Raw genomic sequence first — 13,450 nt, 5'->3', positions numbered from 1 at the left:
GTCTCAGGGTGCGGAAGGGAGAGAGAGGCGCTTGGTCGGCGGCTGGCGCGGGTTATTCGTCCAGTCGGTACTTTTCCAGCTTGCGGTACAGGGTCTTGCGGCCAATGCCCAGGGCCTGGGCGGCCTTGACCCGGTTGCCGTCGTAGAAGGACAGCACCCGGGCGATGTGATCGCGCTCCATGGTGTCCAGGGCCAGGGCGCCGGCGGCGGGAAGGTCCTGCGTCTCTTCGCACACGTGGGTTTTTTCCACCAGCTCGCGGGGCAGGGCGCGTTCGGTGACGATGCCGTTTTCGGAGAGGATGATGCTGCGTTCGATGACGTTGCGCAACTCTCGCACGTTGCCAGGCCAGTCATATTGCATCAGGCATTGCATGGCCTTGTCGGCAATGGTGCAGGCACCGGGCGCACTGCACAGCCGGCCCAGGAAGTGTTCCACCAGCAGCGGGATATCTTCCTTGCGTTCGGAAAGAGGCGGAATGTGGATGTTGAAGACGTTGATACGGTGAAAGAGCGCCTCATGAAAGCGGTTGGCAGCGGCTTCCTGCGCCAGGTTGCGGTTGGTGGCGAACAGGAAGCGGATATTGGCTTGGCGCTCCTCGTTTTCCCCCATGCGGCGGTAGGTCTTGTCCTCCAGCACGCGCAGCAGCGAGGCCTGGACGTCCATGGGCAGTTCGCCGATTTCATCCAGAAAAAGGGTCCCGCGATGGGCGAAGGCCATCAGGCCGTCCTTGGTCTCCGTGGCTCCGGTGAAGGCGCCTTTGACATGGCCAAAAAGCTCGCTGCGCACAAGGTCGCGTTGGAGCATGGCGCAGTTCTTGATGATCAGCGGATGGCTGGCGCGTTTGCTATGGGCATGGATGGCATGGGCCACCACGTCCTTGCCAGCGCCGGACTCGCCGGTGATGAGCACCGGGGCATCCGTGGGGGCAACCTTCTCAATGAGAAAGTGCAGGTGTTTGATGCAGGAGGATTTGCCCACCAGCCGGCTGGGGGGCTGGATAGCCTCCTGGGTATGCTTGAGGGAGCGGACTTCGCGCTGCAACTGCACGCGCTGCCACGCTTTATCCAGTACCAGATCCAGGCGGTCGAGCTTGAAAGGCTTGGCAATGTAGTCGTACACGCCCAGGCGCATGGCTTCCACCGCGCTGTCGATGGCGCCATGGCCGGTGATGAGGATGGTTTCCGCGTCGGGCATGGCCCCTTTGGATTCAATGAACAGGTCAAGCCCGTCGCCATCTGGGAGGCGCACATCCAGCACCAGCACGTCATACGATGCTTTTTTCATGCGCTCGCGAGCCTGGCGGGCGGTGGTGGCGGTGTGGATGACGCGGTCTTCCCTGCCAAGCTCTTTTTCCAGCAACTTCAGGATGGACGGTTCATCATCCACCACCAGCACATGGTAAGGGCTAAGCATGGCTGTGCTCCTTGCCTTCCCCGTGCTCCAGATCTTTTTGGAGCAAGGGAAGGGCGACGAGGAAGGTGGACCCCTTGCCGGGTTCGCTGACCACGCTGATATCTCCCTGGTGTTCCTGAACTATGGCATAGCAGGTTGAAAGGCCGATACCGATCCCTTTGCCTACGGGTTTGGTTGTGTAGAACGGGTCGAACATTTTGTCGAGGTTGGCTGCGGGAATGCCGCAGCCCGTGTCTTCCACGGCCAGGAGCACGGCGTCTTCGCCCTTGCGGGCAGTGCTGACGGTGATGCTGCCCTGGCGCCCCGTGGCCTCAATGGCGTCAGTGGCGTTAGTGAGCAGATTGAGCAGCACCTGTTTGATCTGGGACTCGTCACCCTCAATGGCCGGCAGGTCTGGGTCCAGGCGTTCCACCACATTCACCCCACGCTTTTTGCGCAGGTGGTACTGGAGCAGACGCAGGGTCTCCACCACCACGGCGTTCAGATGGACCACGCCCTGGCGGTTGGAAAGGGGGTGGCCGAAATTGAGCAGGGCGCGGACAATGTCCCGGCAGCGGCGGCATTCCTTGAGGATGGTATCCGTGTATTCGCGGAAGTCCTGGCGCATGCCGGGGTCCATGAGGTGCTCGACACGGGAAAGCCGGCGCTGGATGCCCTCCGCATAGCCGGAAATGGCCATGAGCGGGTTGTTGACCTCATGCGCCACGCCCGTGGCCAGCACGCCGATGGTGGCCAGTTTTTCAGCCTGATAATACTTGGCCTGGTATTCCTTTTCCATGGTCACGTCGCGCTTGAAGATCAACACGCGGTGTTGTGGCCAGTCCGGGTTTTTCAGGGGTGAGGCGATCATCTCGAACTGCAGGGTCCGGCCGTCAATCTTGAAGCTGGCCGTCTCCTTGCACACGCTGTTGGTGGAGAGCGAACGAAAGGCCGGGCATTCCGGGCAGGGTTCGTCCTCGTTGCGAAACAGTTCGTAGCAGTAGCGGCCCACGGCATGCTGGGCGTTTGGATATGAAAAGAGCCTGGTGAAGACATGGTTGACGGAAATGATGCGCATGTCTTCGGAAAGGACCATCATGACGTCGGTGATGCCGTCGAGAATGGCGGCAATTTCCCGGCGCTGGTTCTCGGATTCCGTATTGGCCGACTTGAGCTCCTCCACCTTGCGCTGCACTTCCTGAAAGAAGTCCAGCTTGGTGTGCTCAATGCCGATGAGGTCGGCCATGCTGGTGGGGCGGGATGCGGCGTTGTTCACCAGGCCTCCTCGCAAATGGCGCGCAAATCTTCCCACCCGGCATGGCGGGGGCTGGTCAGCTGGCAGGCATCCTGGGTGGCGGTTTTGCAGATGGGTTCAAGGTGTGCCTCATCCAGCAGCAGTTCTCGCAAGGATGTGGTGACGTCCAGTTCGGCAAAGAGCTTTTCCAGCGCATCAATGCCGGCAATGGCCGTGCGGTGGGGGGTGTGTTCCGCCTGTCCGAGGAGCAGCAACTCGCCAATGCGGGCCATTTTGTCCACGCAGGAAGGCAGGTTGAAGCGCATGACCGAGGGCAGCAGGATGGGATGGACCATGCCATGCAGCACATCATAGATGCCGCCCAGGGAGTGGGCCAGGGAGTGCAGAATGCCCAGGCCGGCGTTGGAAAAGCTCATGCCCGCGGCCGTGCTGGCGATGGAAAGCTGGTGCAGGGCGTGGGCGTCCTTGTCGCTGGCGGCGGGGCGGATGTTGGCCATGAACAGCTCAATGGCCCGCAACGCCTGCATTTCCGTAAAAGGAGAGGAAAGCGGGGAGAGATAGCTTTCTATGGCATGGGCCAGGGCGTCGATGGCCGAGGCGATGATGAGCCCCTGGCTTTTGGTCAGCAGAATTTCGGGGTCGATGATGGAGATGTTGGGCACCATGGTCCGGCTGATGATGCTCATCTTCACCTGGCGTTCCACGTCGGTCACAATGCAGAACTGGGAGATGTCCGACCCGCTGCCGGCGGTGGAAGGGATGAAAATCATGGGGGGCAACGGCTTTTCCACGCGATTGGCCCCTTCATAGTCGCTGATGCGGCCGCCATTGCCCACGATGAGGCCAATGCCCTTGGCGGTGTCCATGGGACTGCCGCCGCCCAGGGCGATGATGATGTCCGCCTTTTCGCGGATGTAAATCTCCGCGCCCTCGTGGACCTGATAGTCGCGAGGGTTGGAGTTCACGTTGTCATAAAAGATGCAGTCCAGATGCACATCTTCGAGGATTTCCAGCACGCGATCCACCCAGCCGGAGGCCGCAAGGCCCTGATCGCTGACGAACAGCACCCGCTGCGCACCCAGCCGGCGGGCGCAGGAACCCAGGTGGGTCAATGACCCATTGCCGAAGATGATGTCAGGAATGGCGAATTTGGTGATGACCATCGGGTCATGGCGCTCCTTGCAAGACACGGCCGCTGCACCGTGCCTCACGGTTCTTCCAATAAAGGGGGACGCCGGCTTTCGCAAGGGGGAGGGGGAGAATACCTGCCCCGGCGGGGCGGACATCGCCCGGGTCTTGACAGCCGGGCAGGCAGGGGGGATGCTTCCCTTGGCTTGCGGCAGCGGCTGCAGGTTTCACATGCGCAACCCAGCGGAGCCGTCATGCTCTTTATCATTCCTTTCCGGCGTCGTCACAGCCCCTGCGCCGGTCTGCATTTACGGGGAGGCCTTGGCCTTGCCGCCTGCGGGACACTCCCTGTGCCCGCAGCGCCAGCGCCCCTGCTGCGGCACGGGTGAAGGTCACAGACCCGCCGGCCTGCGTGGGATGCGGCTGGTGCTGTCTGGATACCCCTTGTGAAGAATCCCATCGCCGCCATGGCTACCTGCGCCGCTGTCCGGAGTTGCTGTGGGACGCCGAAGCTGGCCGGTATTGGTGCGGCCTGATGCAGGACCGCCGCACCGAGGACGCTGCCAAGGCAGCCCTGGCCGCCGGGGAGGGCTGCTGTGCCCGCCATAATCCCTGGCGCAAGGACGTGCGCTGGCGCGGGTAGGCTCCGGCTCCTCCGGCTCCTCCGGCTCCTCGCGTCCCGATGCGGGGCTGGCGCGCCGGCTCACGCACCGCCCGGCCTCAGGCTACTCCACCGGCATGAACAACGCCGTGCGCAGCTGGTCAGGCGGCGTGGTGCGGGGATCATTCAGGCATTGCTCCATGCACGGGGCCATGCGGAAGGTGAGCCCCTGGGCCACCGCCCCGGCCATCAGCGCCCCATAGGCTTCGGGCAGTTTGTCATAGGGGCCCTGGTGCACCCCGGTGGCGAAACGGCCCCCCGCCAGGGTCTGCAGCACCACCGGCGGTGCCACGGCGGTGCCTTCGGGCACGGTGACGCAGGCGTCGTACCGCAGCTGTTCCGCGGGCGTTGTTTCGGGATTGTCATACGAAACGCCAAGGTACAGCGTCTCCGGCAAGGCCAGGCCGGCGGGCATGGCCCAGGCCATCAGCGTCATCCAGGCCGATGCCGCTTCCGGATACGGGCCCACATGCCGAACGCTGGCTACAAGACGCTCCGGGAGTTCCACCACCGTCACTTCCATGCAAGTGCTCCTTGGGATATACTTGCCGCAGTTGTTGCGGCAAGAACGCATTAGCAAGTTTTCAGAAAAGCTGCACGACGGTTTCTTCGCTTGCCTGCGGGGGGAGATCAAGCGTATAGAGCCGTCCTGCCACGTCAACAATTATTGGAGCAGTATCATGACCACTGTTGCGCGACTCGTTCTGCATGGCTGCCTGAGCCTGGTGCTCGGAGGCCTCCTGCTGGCTGCCCCCGCCTGGGCGCAGCAGGAGTGGGCGCCTTTCGGCATGAGCCAGAACGGCGACGCCATCACCCTGGACCGCCGCAGCATCACCAAACAGGGCGGCAACGCCGCCTTCACCATGCGCGTGGATTTCAATACGCCTGCGGCTGTCAACGGAAAAGAAGCCCGCAGCCTTGAAGCACGTATTGAAATCAACTGCGAGAAGAGCACCTACCGCCGCGTCTCGGAAACGTTCAAGGACGCCGGGGGGGCGGCTGTCTCCACCATCACGGGCGCGGACTGGATGCCCATCCCTCCCAGCAGCTTTGGCGAGGCCTTGCGGAATTTCTGCAAGTAATCCGCCAAAACACGCAGTACCATTTCCCCGCGGCCGGCCGGGGGCGCCTGATCAGGAAACGGGCTCCCCGGCCGGTGCGCGTTCCGCCTCCAGGCACCGCTCGCCGCAGGATTGCGGCGGCGCGGCAGCCTGCTCATAGCCTGGCGCGCTGAACAGGCCGCTGCGCCCGCTGCGGGCCAAGGCCTGTTGTTCGAATCCCGCGCCCCATTCCCGCAGCGCCAGCAGAATGGGCATGAGCGTTTTCCCCTGATCCGTCAGCCAATACTCCACGCGTGGCGGCACTTCCTTGTACACCTCGCGATGCACCAGTCCGTCCTTGGCCAGCTCCTTGAGTTGGCGTGAAAGCATGCGCTCCGTGACGCCGGGCATGCTGCGGCGCATGTCGCTAAAGCGCATCACCCCCGCTACTGCCAGTTGATACAGGATGATGGGCTTCCACTTGCCGCCGATGACGTGCAACGTCAGTTCAAAATAGCAGCGGTAGCGGCGGCCATCGAGCTCTTTTTCCAGGCACAGGTCGGCCATGGTCCGGCTCTCCAGGCTATACATTTTGATAGTACCAGACAAAAAAGTTGGTACTTGCGTGAAGCGCGTGTCATGGGCATAGTCTGAATGCGGCCTTGCCGTCAATCACAGACCACCCCCTGCTTGGTGCACTGGAGGAGAAACCATGCGTGCTTTGGCCATCAACGGCAGCCCCCGCAAGGGCGGCAATACGGAACTGTTGCTCAACACCGTCCTGGAACCACTCAAGGAAGCCGGCTGGGAGACGGAACTGGTCCGCGTGGGCGGGCAGCCCATCCGGGGCTGCATTGCCTGCGGCAAGTGCTTCGAGAATCAGGATTCCCGTTGTTCCGTGAAGACGGACATGTTCAATGAGGTGATGGACAGGATTGTGGCCGCCGATGCCCTGATTCTCGGCTCCCCGACCTATTTTACGGATGTGACTGCGGAAATGAAGGCCGTGCTGGACCGCTCGGGCTTTGTTTCCTTTGCCAATGGCGGATTGCTGCGGGGCAAGATTGGTGCGGCCGTGGTGGCCGTGCGGCGCGGCGGCGGCACGCATGTGTACGACACCATCAACCATATGTTCTTGATGTCCGACATGATTGTCCCCGGCTCCACCTACTGGAACCTGGGGTATGGTCTCAACCGCGGCGAGGTGGCCGGCGATGCCGAAGGGCTGCGCAACATGCGTCACCTGGGCCGGACCATCGCCTGGCTGGGCAAGGCGATTGTTCCGGTGCGCGGTGAGTTCCCGATGCCCGATCCCATGACGACGGAAGGCTAGGCGGCGAGGATGCCTGCTGGCGGCGGGCGCGTACAGCCAGGCGCGTCTGCCACCAGCAGGATGTGGTGAAAACACCTCTTTTGAGGAGGGGATGGGATTGCGCCGGGCTGCCTGCTGGCGTACAGCCAGGATGACAAGACGTTCATGTTGCGTCACCCTTCACCTCAAGGAGATGGAGAATGCGTCGCGCGTTCGTGCTGGTTCTGCTGTGCGGCTGCCTGTTGGTCCTAACTCCCCCCCGGGCCCAGGCAGTGGAGGTCAAGGTCAAGGGGAATTTCCTGTTCGATTGGACCTATATGGACCTGGGCAGCATGGGGGCCGACTGGTCCGATACCGACCACTTCGGCGCCCGGCAACGCATCCGCCTGCAGATGGATTTTGTGGCCAGCGAGGCCCTCAAGGGTATTCTGATGGTGGAAATCGGGGATATCCTCTGGGGAACGGCCACCTCCTCCGGGCGCGGCTCCGGCGGGGCGCTGGGTGCGGATGGCGTGAATGTGGAAACCAAACGCGCCTTTTTGCAATGCGTCATTCCAGACACGGACCTGCTTTTTTCCGTGGGGATCCAGGGGCTCGCGGCACCGGCCGTCATTGCAGGCTCGCCATTCTTTGACGATGATGTGGCCGGCGTGCTGGCCCAGTATCCGGTGACGGGCATGGTCACTGTGGGCGCATTCTGGGCGCGGCCGTACAACCTGGCCACCTCCGGGAATCCCAACCCCTGGGACGAGCTGGATATCTTTGGCCTCCTGGTTCCGGTCAAAGGCGACGGCTGGAAGGTGCACCCGTATGCGATTCTGGCTCTGGCAGGTCGCGATGTGCTGCTCAGCTCCACGCTCGGTTCCTCCAGCGGCGCCCCGGAGTTGCTGGCGCCGGCGTTGTATTCCGGAAGAACGGGCCTTTCCGCCGGCAATCTGAACCAGCGCACGCTGGGGTGGTGGGCTGGCTCCACGTTTCTGCTGGACATGTTCGCGCCCGTCACCTTCAAGGCGGAAGGGGTGTATGGCGCAGTGGAAGCCAAGGAGGACGCCGCCGACCGCCGCGGCTTTTATCTGGCGGCAGAGCTGGATTACGCCCTGGAGTGCATGACCGTGGGGGTGATGGGCTGGTATGCCTCGGGCGAGGATGCCTCCTGGCGCAACGGCTCCGAGCAGATGCCCAGCGTGTCTGCCGACTGGAACCCCACCACCTTTGCCTGGGACAGCGGCAAACTGCTCAGCTCCGATGATATCCTGGCCGGCACCGCCGCCCTGAACCACAACAACCCGGCCGGGAAGTGGGGGGTGGCGTTGTTGTTCAAGGATATTTCCCTGGTGGAGGATCTGACCCATCAGGTCCGCTTCCTGTACGCCAGCGGCACCAACGATCCGAAAAGCCGTCGCGTGGTGTACGCCATGCCCAACCTGTTCATGGTGGCCCCGGTGGACAAGGGCATCGAGCTGACCTCGGCGGACAGGCTCTTTGAGGTCAACCTCGACAGTGAATACAAGCTGTATGAAAACCTGGGCCTTATTCTGGAGCTGGGCATGGTCCGGCTCCAGTATGAAGACGTGTTCTATGCGCCGGAGAACCGGGGCCCGGGGTGGAAGATCGCCTGGGGGTTGAACTATACGTTCTAGCTCTGCGTGTGGGCAGCAACAGCCATCCGGGCGCCTGGCACATGTCGGCAGGGCGCCCTGTTGCGTTTCCGGCCTTGGCCGAAGGCGCGGCCCATGCGGGCAGCTTCAGGTCAGGGCATCCAGAAGTTGCAGCGAGGCCTCTGATGCCCGGACAAGGCCGGGGAGATGGCCTGCTGTCTGGCCCGATAATTGGCCCGATAATTGGCCAACCCAGCCGAGGACTCCGGCGCCGGTGGCGGCAATGGAATTTGCCTGACGCAGCTTCCAGGGCAACCCATTGCGGAGCGCGCGCCGCAGCCGGCGCAGCGTATGCAGGGCCTTGCCGCGCACGCCGCACCAGGCCTGCCCGTCCTGCACCGTCTGGTGGCGGGCTCCCCACTTGTATTTATACGATTCGGCACCTTCCATGAAATGGTAGTGCGAGGCCCGGGGCAGGAGCGTTTCATACAAGTGATAGAGGTGCGCGGTGCCTGCCTGGCACTCCAGCCCGGTGAGGCTGATGCCGGCCTGCAGGGCGAAATACTGCCCGCCAATCTGTACGCCGAATTCGAAGGAATGGGCCTCGCCATCCAGGAGCAGTTTGGAAAAGCGGAGCAGCCCCTTGGCGTCAAGTCGCCGGGCCAGCTCACGGTAAAAGACTCGTTGCGCCGGACGGGAGAACTCGCCGCCGCGCCCCTCGGCGTTCCAGCGCTGGGTATGCACGGCAAAAAAGTGTTCAAGGTCGCGGTCCAGATCCGTCGAATCAACCTGCGGAACGAACTGCACGGCATGGCGGCGGGCAGCCATCTTGAGGTTTTTGCGGAGCAACATGGTCCGAAAAATGGGGTCCAGGCCGGCCATCAGCATATCCATGGACTCTGGCAACGGGAGCACCGGGCAGGCCACGCTCTCCGTCAGCTCCAGGGCCGTTCCCTGCCAGCCGGCTGGTTCCCGCAAGGCGCGGGCAAGGCGCGCCTGGGGCAACATCCTTTCCAGCCGGAGCCGATGCCAGGGCAAGGTCCCCCGCAGGGTGCTGATCAGGGTGTCCGCCACCTGATCGGCTTGCGCGTGGGCCTCATCCACCAGCAGATCCATATAAAGACCGCCCACTCCCTGGCCGATGGGAAAGCGGATCTCTTCATACACCGGCAGGGGGCCGGCGTGCTTGCGCTGCCGGCACAAGGCAATGCCGCCTAGCAGCCTCTCCCCTTCCCAGGCAGCCAGCAGCAAAGGGCGCGCACCGCTGCCGCAGGTGGTAAGCCAGGAGCCCCACCAGTCCGAAAGCAGCATGGGCGAAGGCTGGGACGAGGCCGCCACCAGCCGGTCCCACGCTTCGGCCATGGCTGGCAAACGGGCAAGGTCTTCGATACATTCCACTCGTACCATATGGGCAGTCTCCATCCTGCAGTGCTGCGGAACAAACGCATGACACACCATGCGCGCAAGTTTTGCCAGCGTAGCACGTAGGAAGGCATGTGCAAAGCCCTTCTTAAGGGAACCTTGCCATGGCCGGGGCGGCAGAACCCCCAACCGCAAGGAGGCACGGTGAAGACCATCACCTGGAGTGAGTTCGAGCTGGTGGAGTTACGCACGGGCACGGTGCTGGAGGTGCAGGACTTTCCCGAAGCGCGGGTGCCGGCGTACAAGATTGCTGTGGACTTCGGCCCTGAGATTGGCGTGCTCAAAACCAGCGCCCGAGTCACGCATCTGTATGCCAGGGAAGATCTGATCGGCCGTCAGATCATCGGCGTGGTCAACTTCCCGCCCAAACAGATCGGCCCGGTTCGCTCGGAGTTCCTGCTGACGGGGTTCGTGCAGCAGGATGGCAGCGTGGTGCTGGCGGTGCCCGAACGGCCCGTGGACAATGGGCTCAAACTGGCCTGAGTGGAGCCCCTATTTGCGGAAGCAAAGCGGCGGGCAGGCAGGATCAAGGTCCAGAAATTCCTGCCCCAGGGTGAATGGTGCAAAGCGTGGCCGGTCCACGGAGGATTCCAGCGTGGCGATGGCCCCGGCCAACCGGTCTGCGGCGGCATTGATCTGCTGCAGCCGCTGGTCGTGGCGGTCCAGGTTCATGGATTCGGTGATGGCCAGCAGGCGCTCCACCGCCTGGTAGAACTCCGCCGGCACCGTGGAGGGTGAGGCCGAGGTCAGGGCGGCGTCGGCAGCGTCGATGGCCTCGCGGCGGGCCTTTTTGAGCATGCTGGCTTCATCCAGCATCAACCCGACGGAATCCTTGAGAATGGCCAGGGCATTATTCCCCACGTGGGCCATGCCGCCCGCCGCCTTGGCCAGGGCGTTACGGCAGGCCTGCTGCCGCCGGCCCACGGTCAGGGAGACGATGCGGGCGCAGTCTGCCAGGAACGTGGTCTGGTACTTGTCGAAAAAGTGCAGCCGGCGCGAATACAGCATGATCAGCCCGAACGGTTCACCGCTGGCTTCCCGCAGGATGAAGGCCAGCCGGGAACGGAAGCCTTCCTTGTATGGAATGCAGTCAAAGGACTCCCCGCCCATCTCCGAGGCCCGCAAGTCGTCCGACACCACGAACCAGACGCTGGAATCGGCGTGCACGGCGCGCATGACCGGATGACTGGGGTGGGTCTCTTCCAGGTCGCGGACGAAAAGCGGCGTGGAGTTCAGCGTCAGAGAGTCCGTGGCCACGTTGGTCCAGGTGTCACCATCACGCGGATTGCCGGAAGGGTCGTCGCGCTTGAGCCGGCAGACGTATAAATCCGCCTCCAGCTCCAGCAGCAGGATCAGCGCGCTTTCCTTGAGCAGTTCCTCGGGCGCGAGGAATTCATCCCCGGCGTTGATCAGCTCATACGCCAGTTCCAGCATGAGCAGGGCTTCTTCGTGGGCCGCGCGCAGGGCTTCGAACCGGCGCGAAAGCGTGGCCACATCGCGATTCTTGTCCCGATATTTGGACATGGCCCCGGCCTTGACCTCGGACATGCGCCGGACCAGCCCGACCAGCAGGGTGAGCAACTCCTCCCAGGTGCGGACCGCCTTGTGCGGCTGATCGAGGTTGGGCGACCCCTGCACTGCCTCCTGCGAGGTCTTGAGGGTGGCCAGGAGCTCCAGGCAGGCCCGCACCACCACCGGTGGCGCTTCGGCCAGCATCTCGGCAATGGCATCGGCCACCTGACGCCGGCGAGCGGTTTCCTGTTGCATGCTGGCCAGGGACATCCCTGAATAGCCTGTGATCATGGTACTGCTTCCCATGCGCCGCCAGGGCGCTGCTGTTGAAGGCGGCGCACCGGCCCCGGGGTGCCACCGCGCACCGCTCGGCAGCCCCTGGGTCATCGTTCACAAAACGACGCAGCAGGCTCCGGCGGTGCCTCCTCCTTCCATACGGTAATGGCCGCATCAAGAAAAGCCCTGGGCGCGGGCTCGGCCATGCGCTGGGCCATGACCGCCAGGGACATCGGCAAGGTGGCGATGACATGCGGCCACATGGAGACCTTGCCCGCCTTGGCATGCACCAAGGCGTCCGACTCCTTGACCACCGTGACGCCCAACCCCTGCGAGGCCAGCTCCACCAGCACATCCTCCGAATCAGAAACCCCGGCTACCTTGGGGGACAGGCCATGTTCCTCAAAAATACGGCGGGACGCCTCAAAGTGCGGGCAGGTGGTGGGGTTGCTGATCCACGGCAGGTGCAGCACCTCAAGCAGATCCGCCTTGGCCAGCGTGTCTGCCCAGTCTGCCGGACCGATAATGCGCAGGGGCGTGCTGTCAAGCTCCACGAAACGCATGTCGTCGGGCGCCTTGTGATTCCAGCGCCCGAACAAGAACCCCAAATCCACCTCGCCAGACTGCACCAGGCCGGGCGTCAGGTGGGACTGGGTCAACAGATAATGCACCTCCAGCTCAGGCCAACGCGCGGCCAGGCGCTTGCCGATGGAGGCCAGGCGCAGGTAGCTGAAATCCGTATTCACGCTCACCCGCAGCACGCCGCGGACCTCGTCACGCAGGGTGGCAGCCTCCCGGCTTAATGCTTCTGTGGTGTCCAGAATGGCCACCGCCTTGTCCAGCAACTTGCGGCCTGAGGGTGTCAGTTCCATGCCCTTGGCTGTGCGCCGGAACAGATGCACCCCCAGCTCTTCTTCCAGTGATTTGATGTGTCCGCTCACGGCGGACTGGCTGGCATACACCTTCTCGGCCGCACGCGTCAGCGCGCCTTCCCTGGCCACGGCCACGAAGCTTTTCAGCTGGTACAGTTCCATGTCCTCGCTCCCGCCCAATCAGATGATGTGTGAGGCGGCTTGTATCATGATTGGTCAAAATGGGCATACGGAAAACATGAACCCTCCCTTCAGGTATTCGCGTTGGATCCCCGCCGCTTTGGCAGGGTATGGTCCGATCAAAGAATCAATCCCTGTCTCGACCAAACACGATGCATCGGATGCGATGCAGCCAAGGGAGAAAGCTCATGAACCCGATCCAGTGGATCACCTCGGCATCTCTGTCCGCTGCGGTGCTGGCCGCCGCGCTGTTCCCTCCTGTGCAGGCCGATGTGAATACCTTGCAACGCAACAAGGCGGAATTGGAACGGGTGCTGCTTACCTGCGGCAACCACGCGGGGGCGATGAATTCCCAGGAAACCGGCCTGTGCCTGCAATGGTGGTCTGCCCGGCAAGGCAGCACAGGAACCGGCGGGGCCTGCTTTGACTGCCTTGCGTCCTGTGGGGAACATGAATATTCAACATGCAGAAATAGCTGTATAAATGCATGTGGCTCGCCGGAAGGGAGCCGAAGCCTGCAAAAAAACATGGCCATTGCGGAAAAAAGGCATTGACTCCGGAACGCAGGTTGCCTAGAAGGACCGTCCGCGTGACGGCAAGGCCGGCCGCGCGGCGAGGGTTCCTTCGACTGTCCGCAGCCGCCTCGAGAAAAAACGAGGAACTTGAGAAAAGATGTTGACGGAAGGCGACTGATCTCTTAATACTGATCGTTCGCGCCAAGGGAAAGCAGCTTGCTTCTCGTGGTCAGCTCTCTGAAAACCGACAGTGAACACCGAGTCCAGGTCTGCGGGATGGTTGGCG

General features: G+C 62.9%; 14 protein-coding genes. 6 read left to right on the top strand and 8 right to left on the bottom strand.

Features of this window, described 5'->3' with window-relative positions:
- Positions 1-52: 52 nt before the first annotated feature.
- From ACYQ00_RS04655 to ACYQ00_RS04645, 3 genes are read right to left on the bottom strand one after another with little or no spacing between them, the layout of a single operon-like run.
- Entirely contained in the window at positions 53-1,414 is a 1,362-nt protein-coding gene (locus ACYQ00_RS04655) for a sigma-54-dependent transcriptional regulator (protein ID WP_460030999.1), read from the bottom strand.
- Entirely contained in the window at positions 1,407-2,639 is a 1,233-nt protein-coding gene (locus ACYQ00_RS04650) for a two-component system sensor histidine kinase NtrB (RefSeq protein ID WP_460031326.1), read from the bottom strand. The genes ACYQ00_RS04655 and ACYQ00_RS04650 overlap by 8 nt, the downstream gene beginning before the upstream one ends.
- Positions 2,640-2,665: 26 nt before the next feature.
- Positions 2,666-3,811, bottom strand: coding sequence for an iron-containing alcohol dehydrogenase (locus ACYQ00_RS04645; protein WP_460030998.1), 1,146 nt, complete (start codon positions 3,809-3,811; stop codon positions 2,666-2,668).
- Between the two features lie 350 nt (positions 3,812-4,161).
- Here ACYQ00_RS04645 and ACYQ00_RS04640 point away from each other — a divergent pair, with 350 nt between their 5' ends.
- A complete protein-coding gene (locus ACYQ00_RS04640; protein ID WP_460030997.1) occupies positions 4,162-4,419 on the top strand; it encodes a hypothetical protein in 258 nt (85 codons plus the stop codon).
- An 82-nt stretch (positions 4,420-4,501) separates the two neighbouring features.
- Here ACYQ00_RS04640 and ACYQ00_RS04635 read toward each other — a convergent pair whose 3' ends face one another.
- Positions 4,502-4,960 (bottom strand): AraC family transcriptional regulator, encoded by a 459-nt coding sequence (locus tag ACYQ00_RS04635; protein WP_460030996.1) that lies wholly within the window; start codon positions 4,958-4,960, stop codon positions 4,502-4,504.
- Positions 4,961-5,117: 157 nt separating this feature from the next.
- Between ACYQ00_RS04635 and ACYQ00_RS04630 the strand changes: the two genes are divergently transcribed.
- On the top strand, positions 5,118-5,519 hold the full coding sequence (locus ACYQ00_RS04630; protein ID WP_460030995.1) for a surface-adhesin E family protein: 402 nt from the start codon (positions 5,118-5,120) through the stop codon (positions 5,517-5,519).
- A gap of 51 nt (positions 5,520-5,570) precedes the next feature.
- On the opposite strand, the gene ACYQ00_RS04625 is transcribed toward ACYQ00_RS04630, so the two are convergent.
- Positions 5,571-6,044, bottom strand: coding sequence for a winged helix-turn-helix transcriptional regulator (locus ACYQ00_RS04625; RefSeq protein WP_460030994.1), 474 nt, complete (start codon positions 6,042-6,044; stop codon positions 5,571-5,573).
- A 145-nt stretch (positions 6,045-6,189) separates the two neighbouring features.
- On the opposite strand from ACYQ00_RS04625, the gene ACYQ00_RS04620 reads away from it, so the two are divergent.
- Entirely contained in the window at positions 6,190-6,810 is a 621-nt protein-coding gene (locus ACYQ00_RS04620; protein ID WP_460030993.1) for a flavodoxin family protein, read from the top strand.
- Positions 6,811-6,989: 179 nt separating this feature from the next.
- Positions 6,990-8,429, top strand: a complete 1,440-nt coding sequence (locus ACYQ00_RS04615) for an outer membrane homotrimeric porin (RefSeq protein ID WP_460030992.1) — start codon at positions 6,990-6,992, stop codon at positions 8,427-8,429.
- 105 nt (positions 8,430-8,534) lie between these two features.
- On the opposite strand, the gene ACYQ00_RS04610 is transcribed toward ACYQ00_RS04615, so the two are convergent.
- Complete coding sequence (locus ACYQ00_RS04610; RefSeq protein WP_460030991.1) at positions 8,535-9,794, bottom strand: GNAT family N-acetyltransferase; 1,260 nt, start codon at positions 9,792-9,794, stop codon at positions 8,535-8,537.
- A gap of 159 nt (positions 9,795-9,953) precedes the next feature.
- On the opposite strand from ACYQ00_RS04610, the gene ACYQ00_RS04605 reads away from it, so the two are divergent.
- A complete protein-coding gene (locus tag ACYQ00_RS04605; protein WP_460030990.1) occupies positions 9,954-10,292 on the top strand; it encodes a tRNA-binding protein in 339 nt (112 codons plus the stop codon).
- 9 nt (positions 10,293-10,301) lie between these two features.
- On the opposite strand, the gene ACYQ00_RS04600 is transcribed toward ACYQ00_RS04605, so the two are convergent.
- Both ACYQ00_RS04600 and ACYQ00_RS04595 read right to left on the bottom strand, forming a co-directional pair.
- The gene (locus ACYQ00_RS04600; protein WP_460030989.1) at positions 10,302-11,612 is read right to left on the bottom strand and encodes a hypothetical protein; all 1,311 of its coding nucleotides are present in this window, start codon (positions 11,610-11,612) and stop codon (positions 10,302-10,304) included.
- Between the two features lie 92 nt (positions 11,613-11,704).
- Entirely contained in the window at positions 11,705-12,631 is a 927-nt protein-coding gene (locus ACYQ00_RS04595; RefSeq protein ID WP_460030988.1) for a LysR family transcriptional regulator, read from the bottom strand.
- Positions 12,632-12,759: 128 nt separating this feature from the next.
- Here ACYQ00_RS04595 and ACYQ00_RS04590 point away from each other — a divergent pair, with 128 nt between their 5' ends.
- Positions 12,760-13,203 carry a hypothetical protein gene (locus ACYQ00_RS04590; RefSeq protein ID WP_460030987.1) on the top strand — a complete coding sequence of 148 codons (444 nt, stop codon included), beginning with the start codon at positions 12,760-12,762 and terminating at the stop codon, positions 13,201-13,203.
- Positions 13,204-13,450 lie beyond the last annotated feature (247 nt).

Source organism: Megalodesulfovibrio paquesii (assembly GCF_054653055.1).
The sequence above is the reverse complement of the archived record's forward strand: the minus strand, read 5'-3'. Positions and strand labels throughout refer to the sequence as shown.

Excerpts from the sequence above, each read along its gene's own strand:
- ACYQ00_RS04655 (WP_460030999.1), bottom strand. The coding sequence starts at position 1,414 with ATGCTTAGCCCTTACCATGTGCTGGTGGTGGATGATGAACCGTCCATC.
- ACYQ00_RS04650 (WP_460031326.1), bottom strand. The coding sequence starts at position 2,639 with ATGGCCGACCTCATCGGCATTGAGCACACCAAGCTGGACTTCTTTCAG.
- ACYQ00_RS04645 (WP_460030998.1), bottom strand. The coding sequence starts at position 3,811 with ATGGTCATCACCAAATTCGCCATTCCTGACATCATCTTCGGCAATGGG.
- ACYQ00_RS04635 (WP_460030996.1), bottom strand. The coding sequence starts at position 4,960 with ATGGAAGTGACGGTGGTGGAACTCCCGGAGCGTCTTGTAGCCAGCGTT.
- ACYQ00_RS04630 (WP_460030995.1), top strand. The coding sequence starts at position 5,118 with ATGACCACTGTTGCGCGACTCGTTCTGCATGGCTGCCTGAGCCTGGTG.
- ACYQ00_RS04625 (WP_460030994.1), bottom strand. The coding sequence starts at position 6,044 with ATGGCCGACCTGTGCCTGGAAAAAGAGCTCGATGGCCGCCGCTACCGC.
- ACYQ00_RS04620 (WP_460030993.1), top strand. The coding sequence starts at position 6,190 with ATGCGTGCTTTGGCCATCAACGGCAGCCCCCGCAAGGGCGGCAATACG.
- ACYQ00_RS04615 (WP_460030992.1), top strand. The coding sequence starts at position 6,990 with ATGCGTCGCGCGTTCGTGCTGGTTCTGCTGTGCGGCTGCCTGTTGGTC.
- ACYQ00_RS04610 (WP_460030991.1), bottom strand. The coding sequence starts at position 9,794 with ATGGTACGAGTGGAATGTATCGAAGACCTTGCCCGTTTGCCAGCCATG.
- ACYQ00_RS04600 (WP_460030989.1), bottom strand. The coding sequence starts at position 11,612 with ATGATCACAGGCTATTCAGGGATGTCCCTGGCCAGCATGCAACAGGAA.
- ACYQ00_RS04595 (WP_460030988.1), bottom strand. The coding sequence starts at position 12,631 with ATGGAACTGTACCAGCTGAAAAGCTTCGTGGCCGTGGCCAGGGAAGGC.
- ACYQ00_RS04590 (WP_460030987.1), top strand. The coding sequence starts at position 12,760 with ATGGTCCGATCAAAGAATCAATCCCTGTCTCGACCAAACACGATGCAT.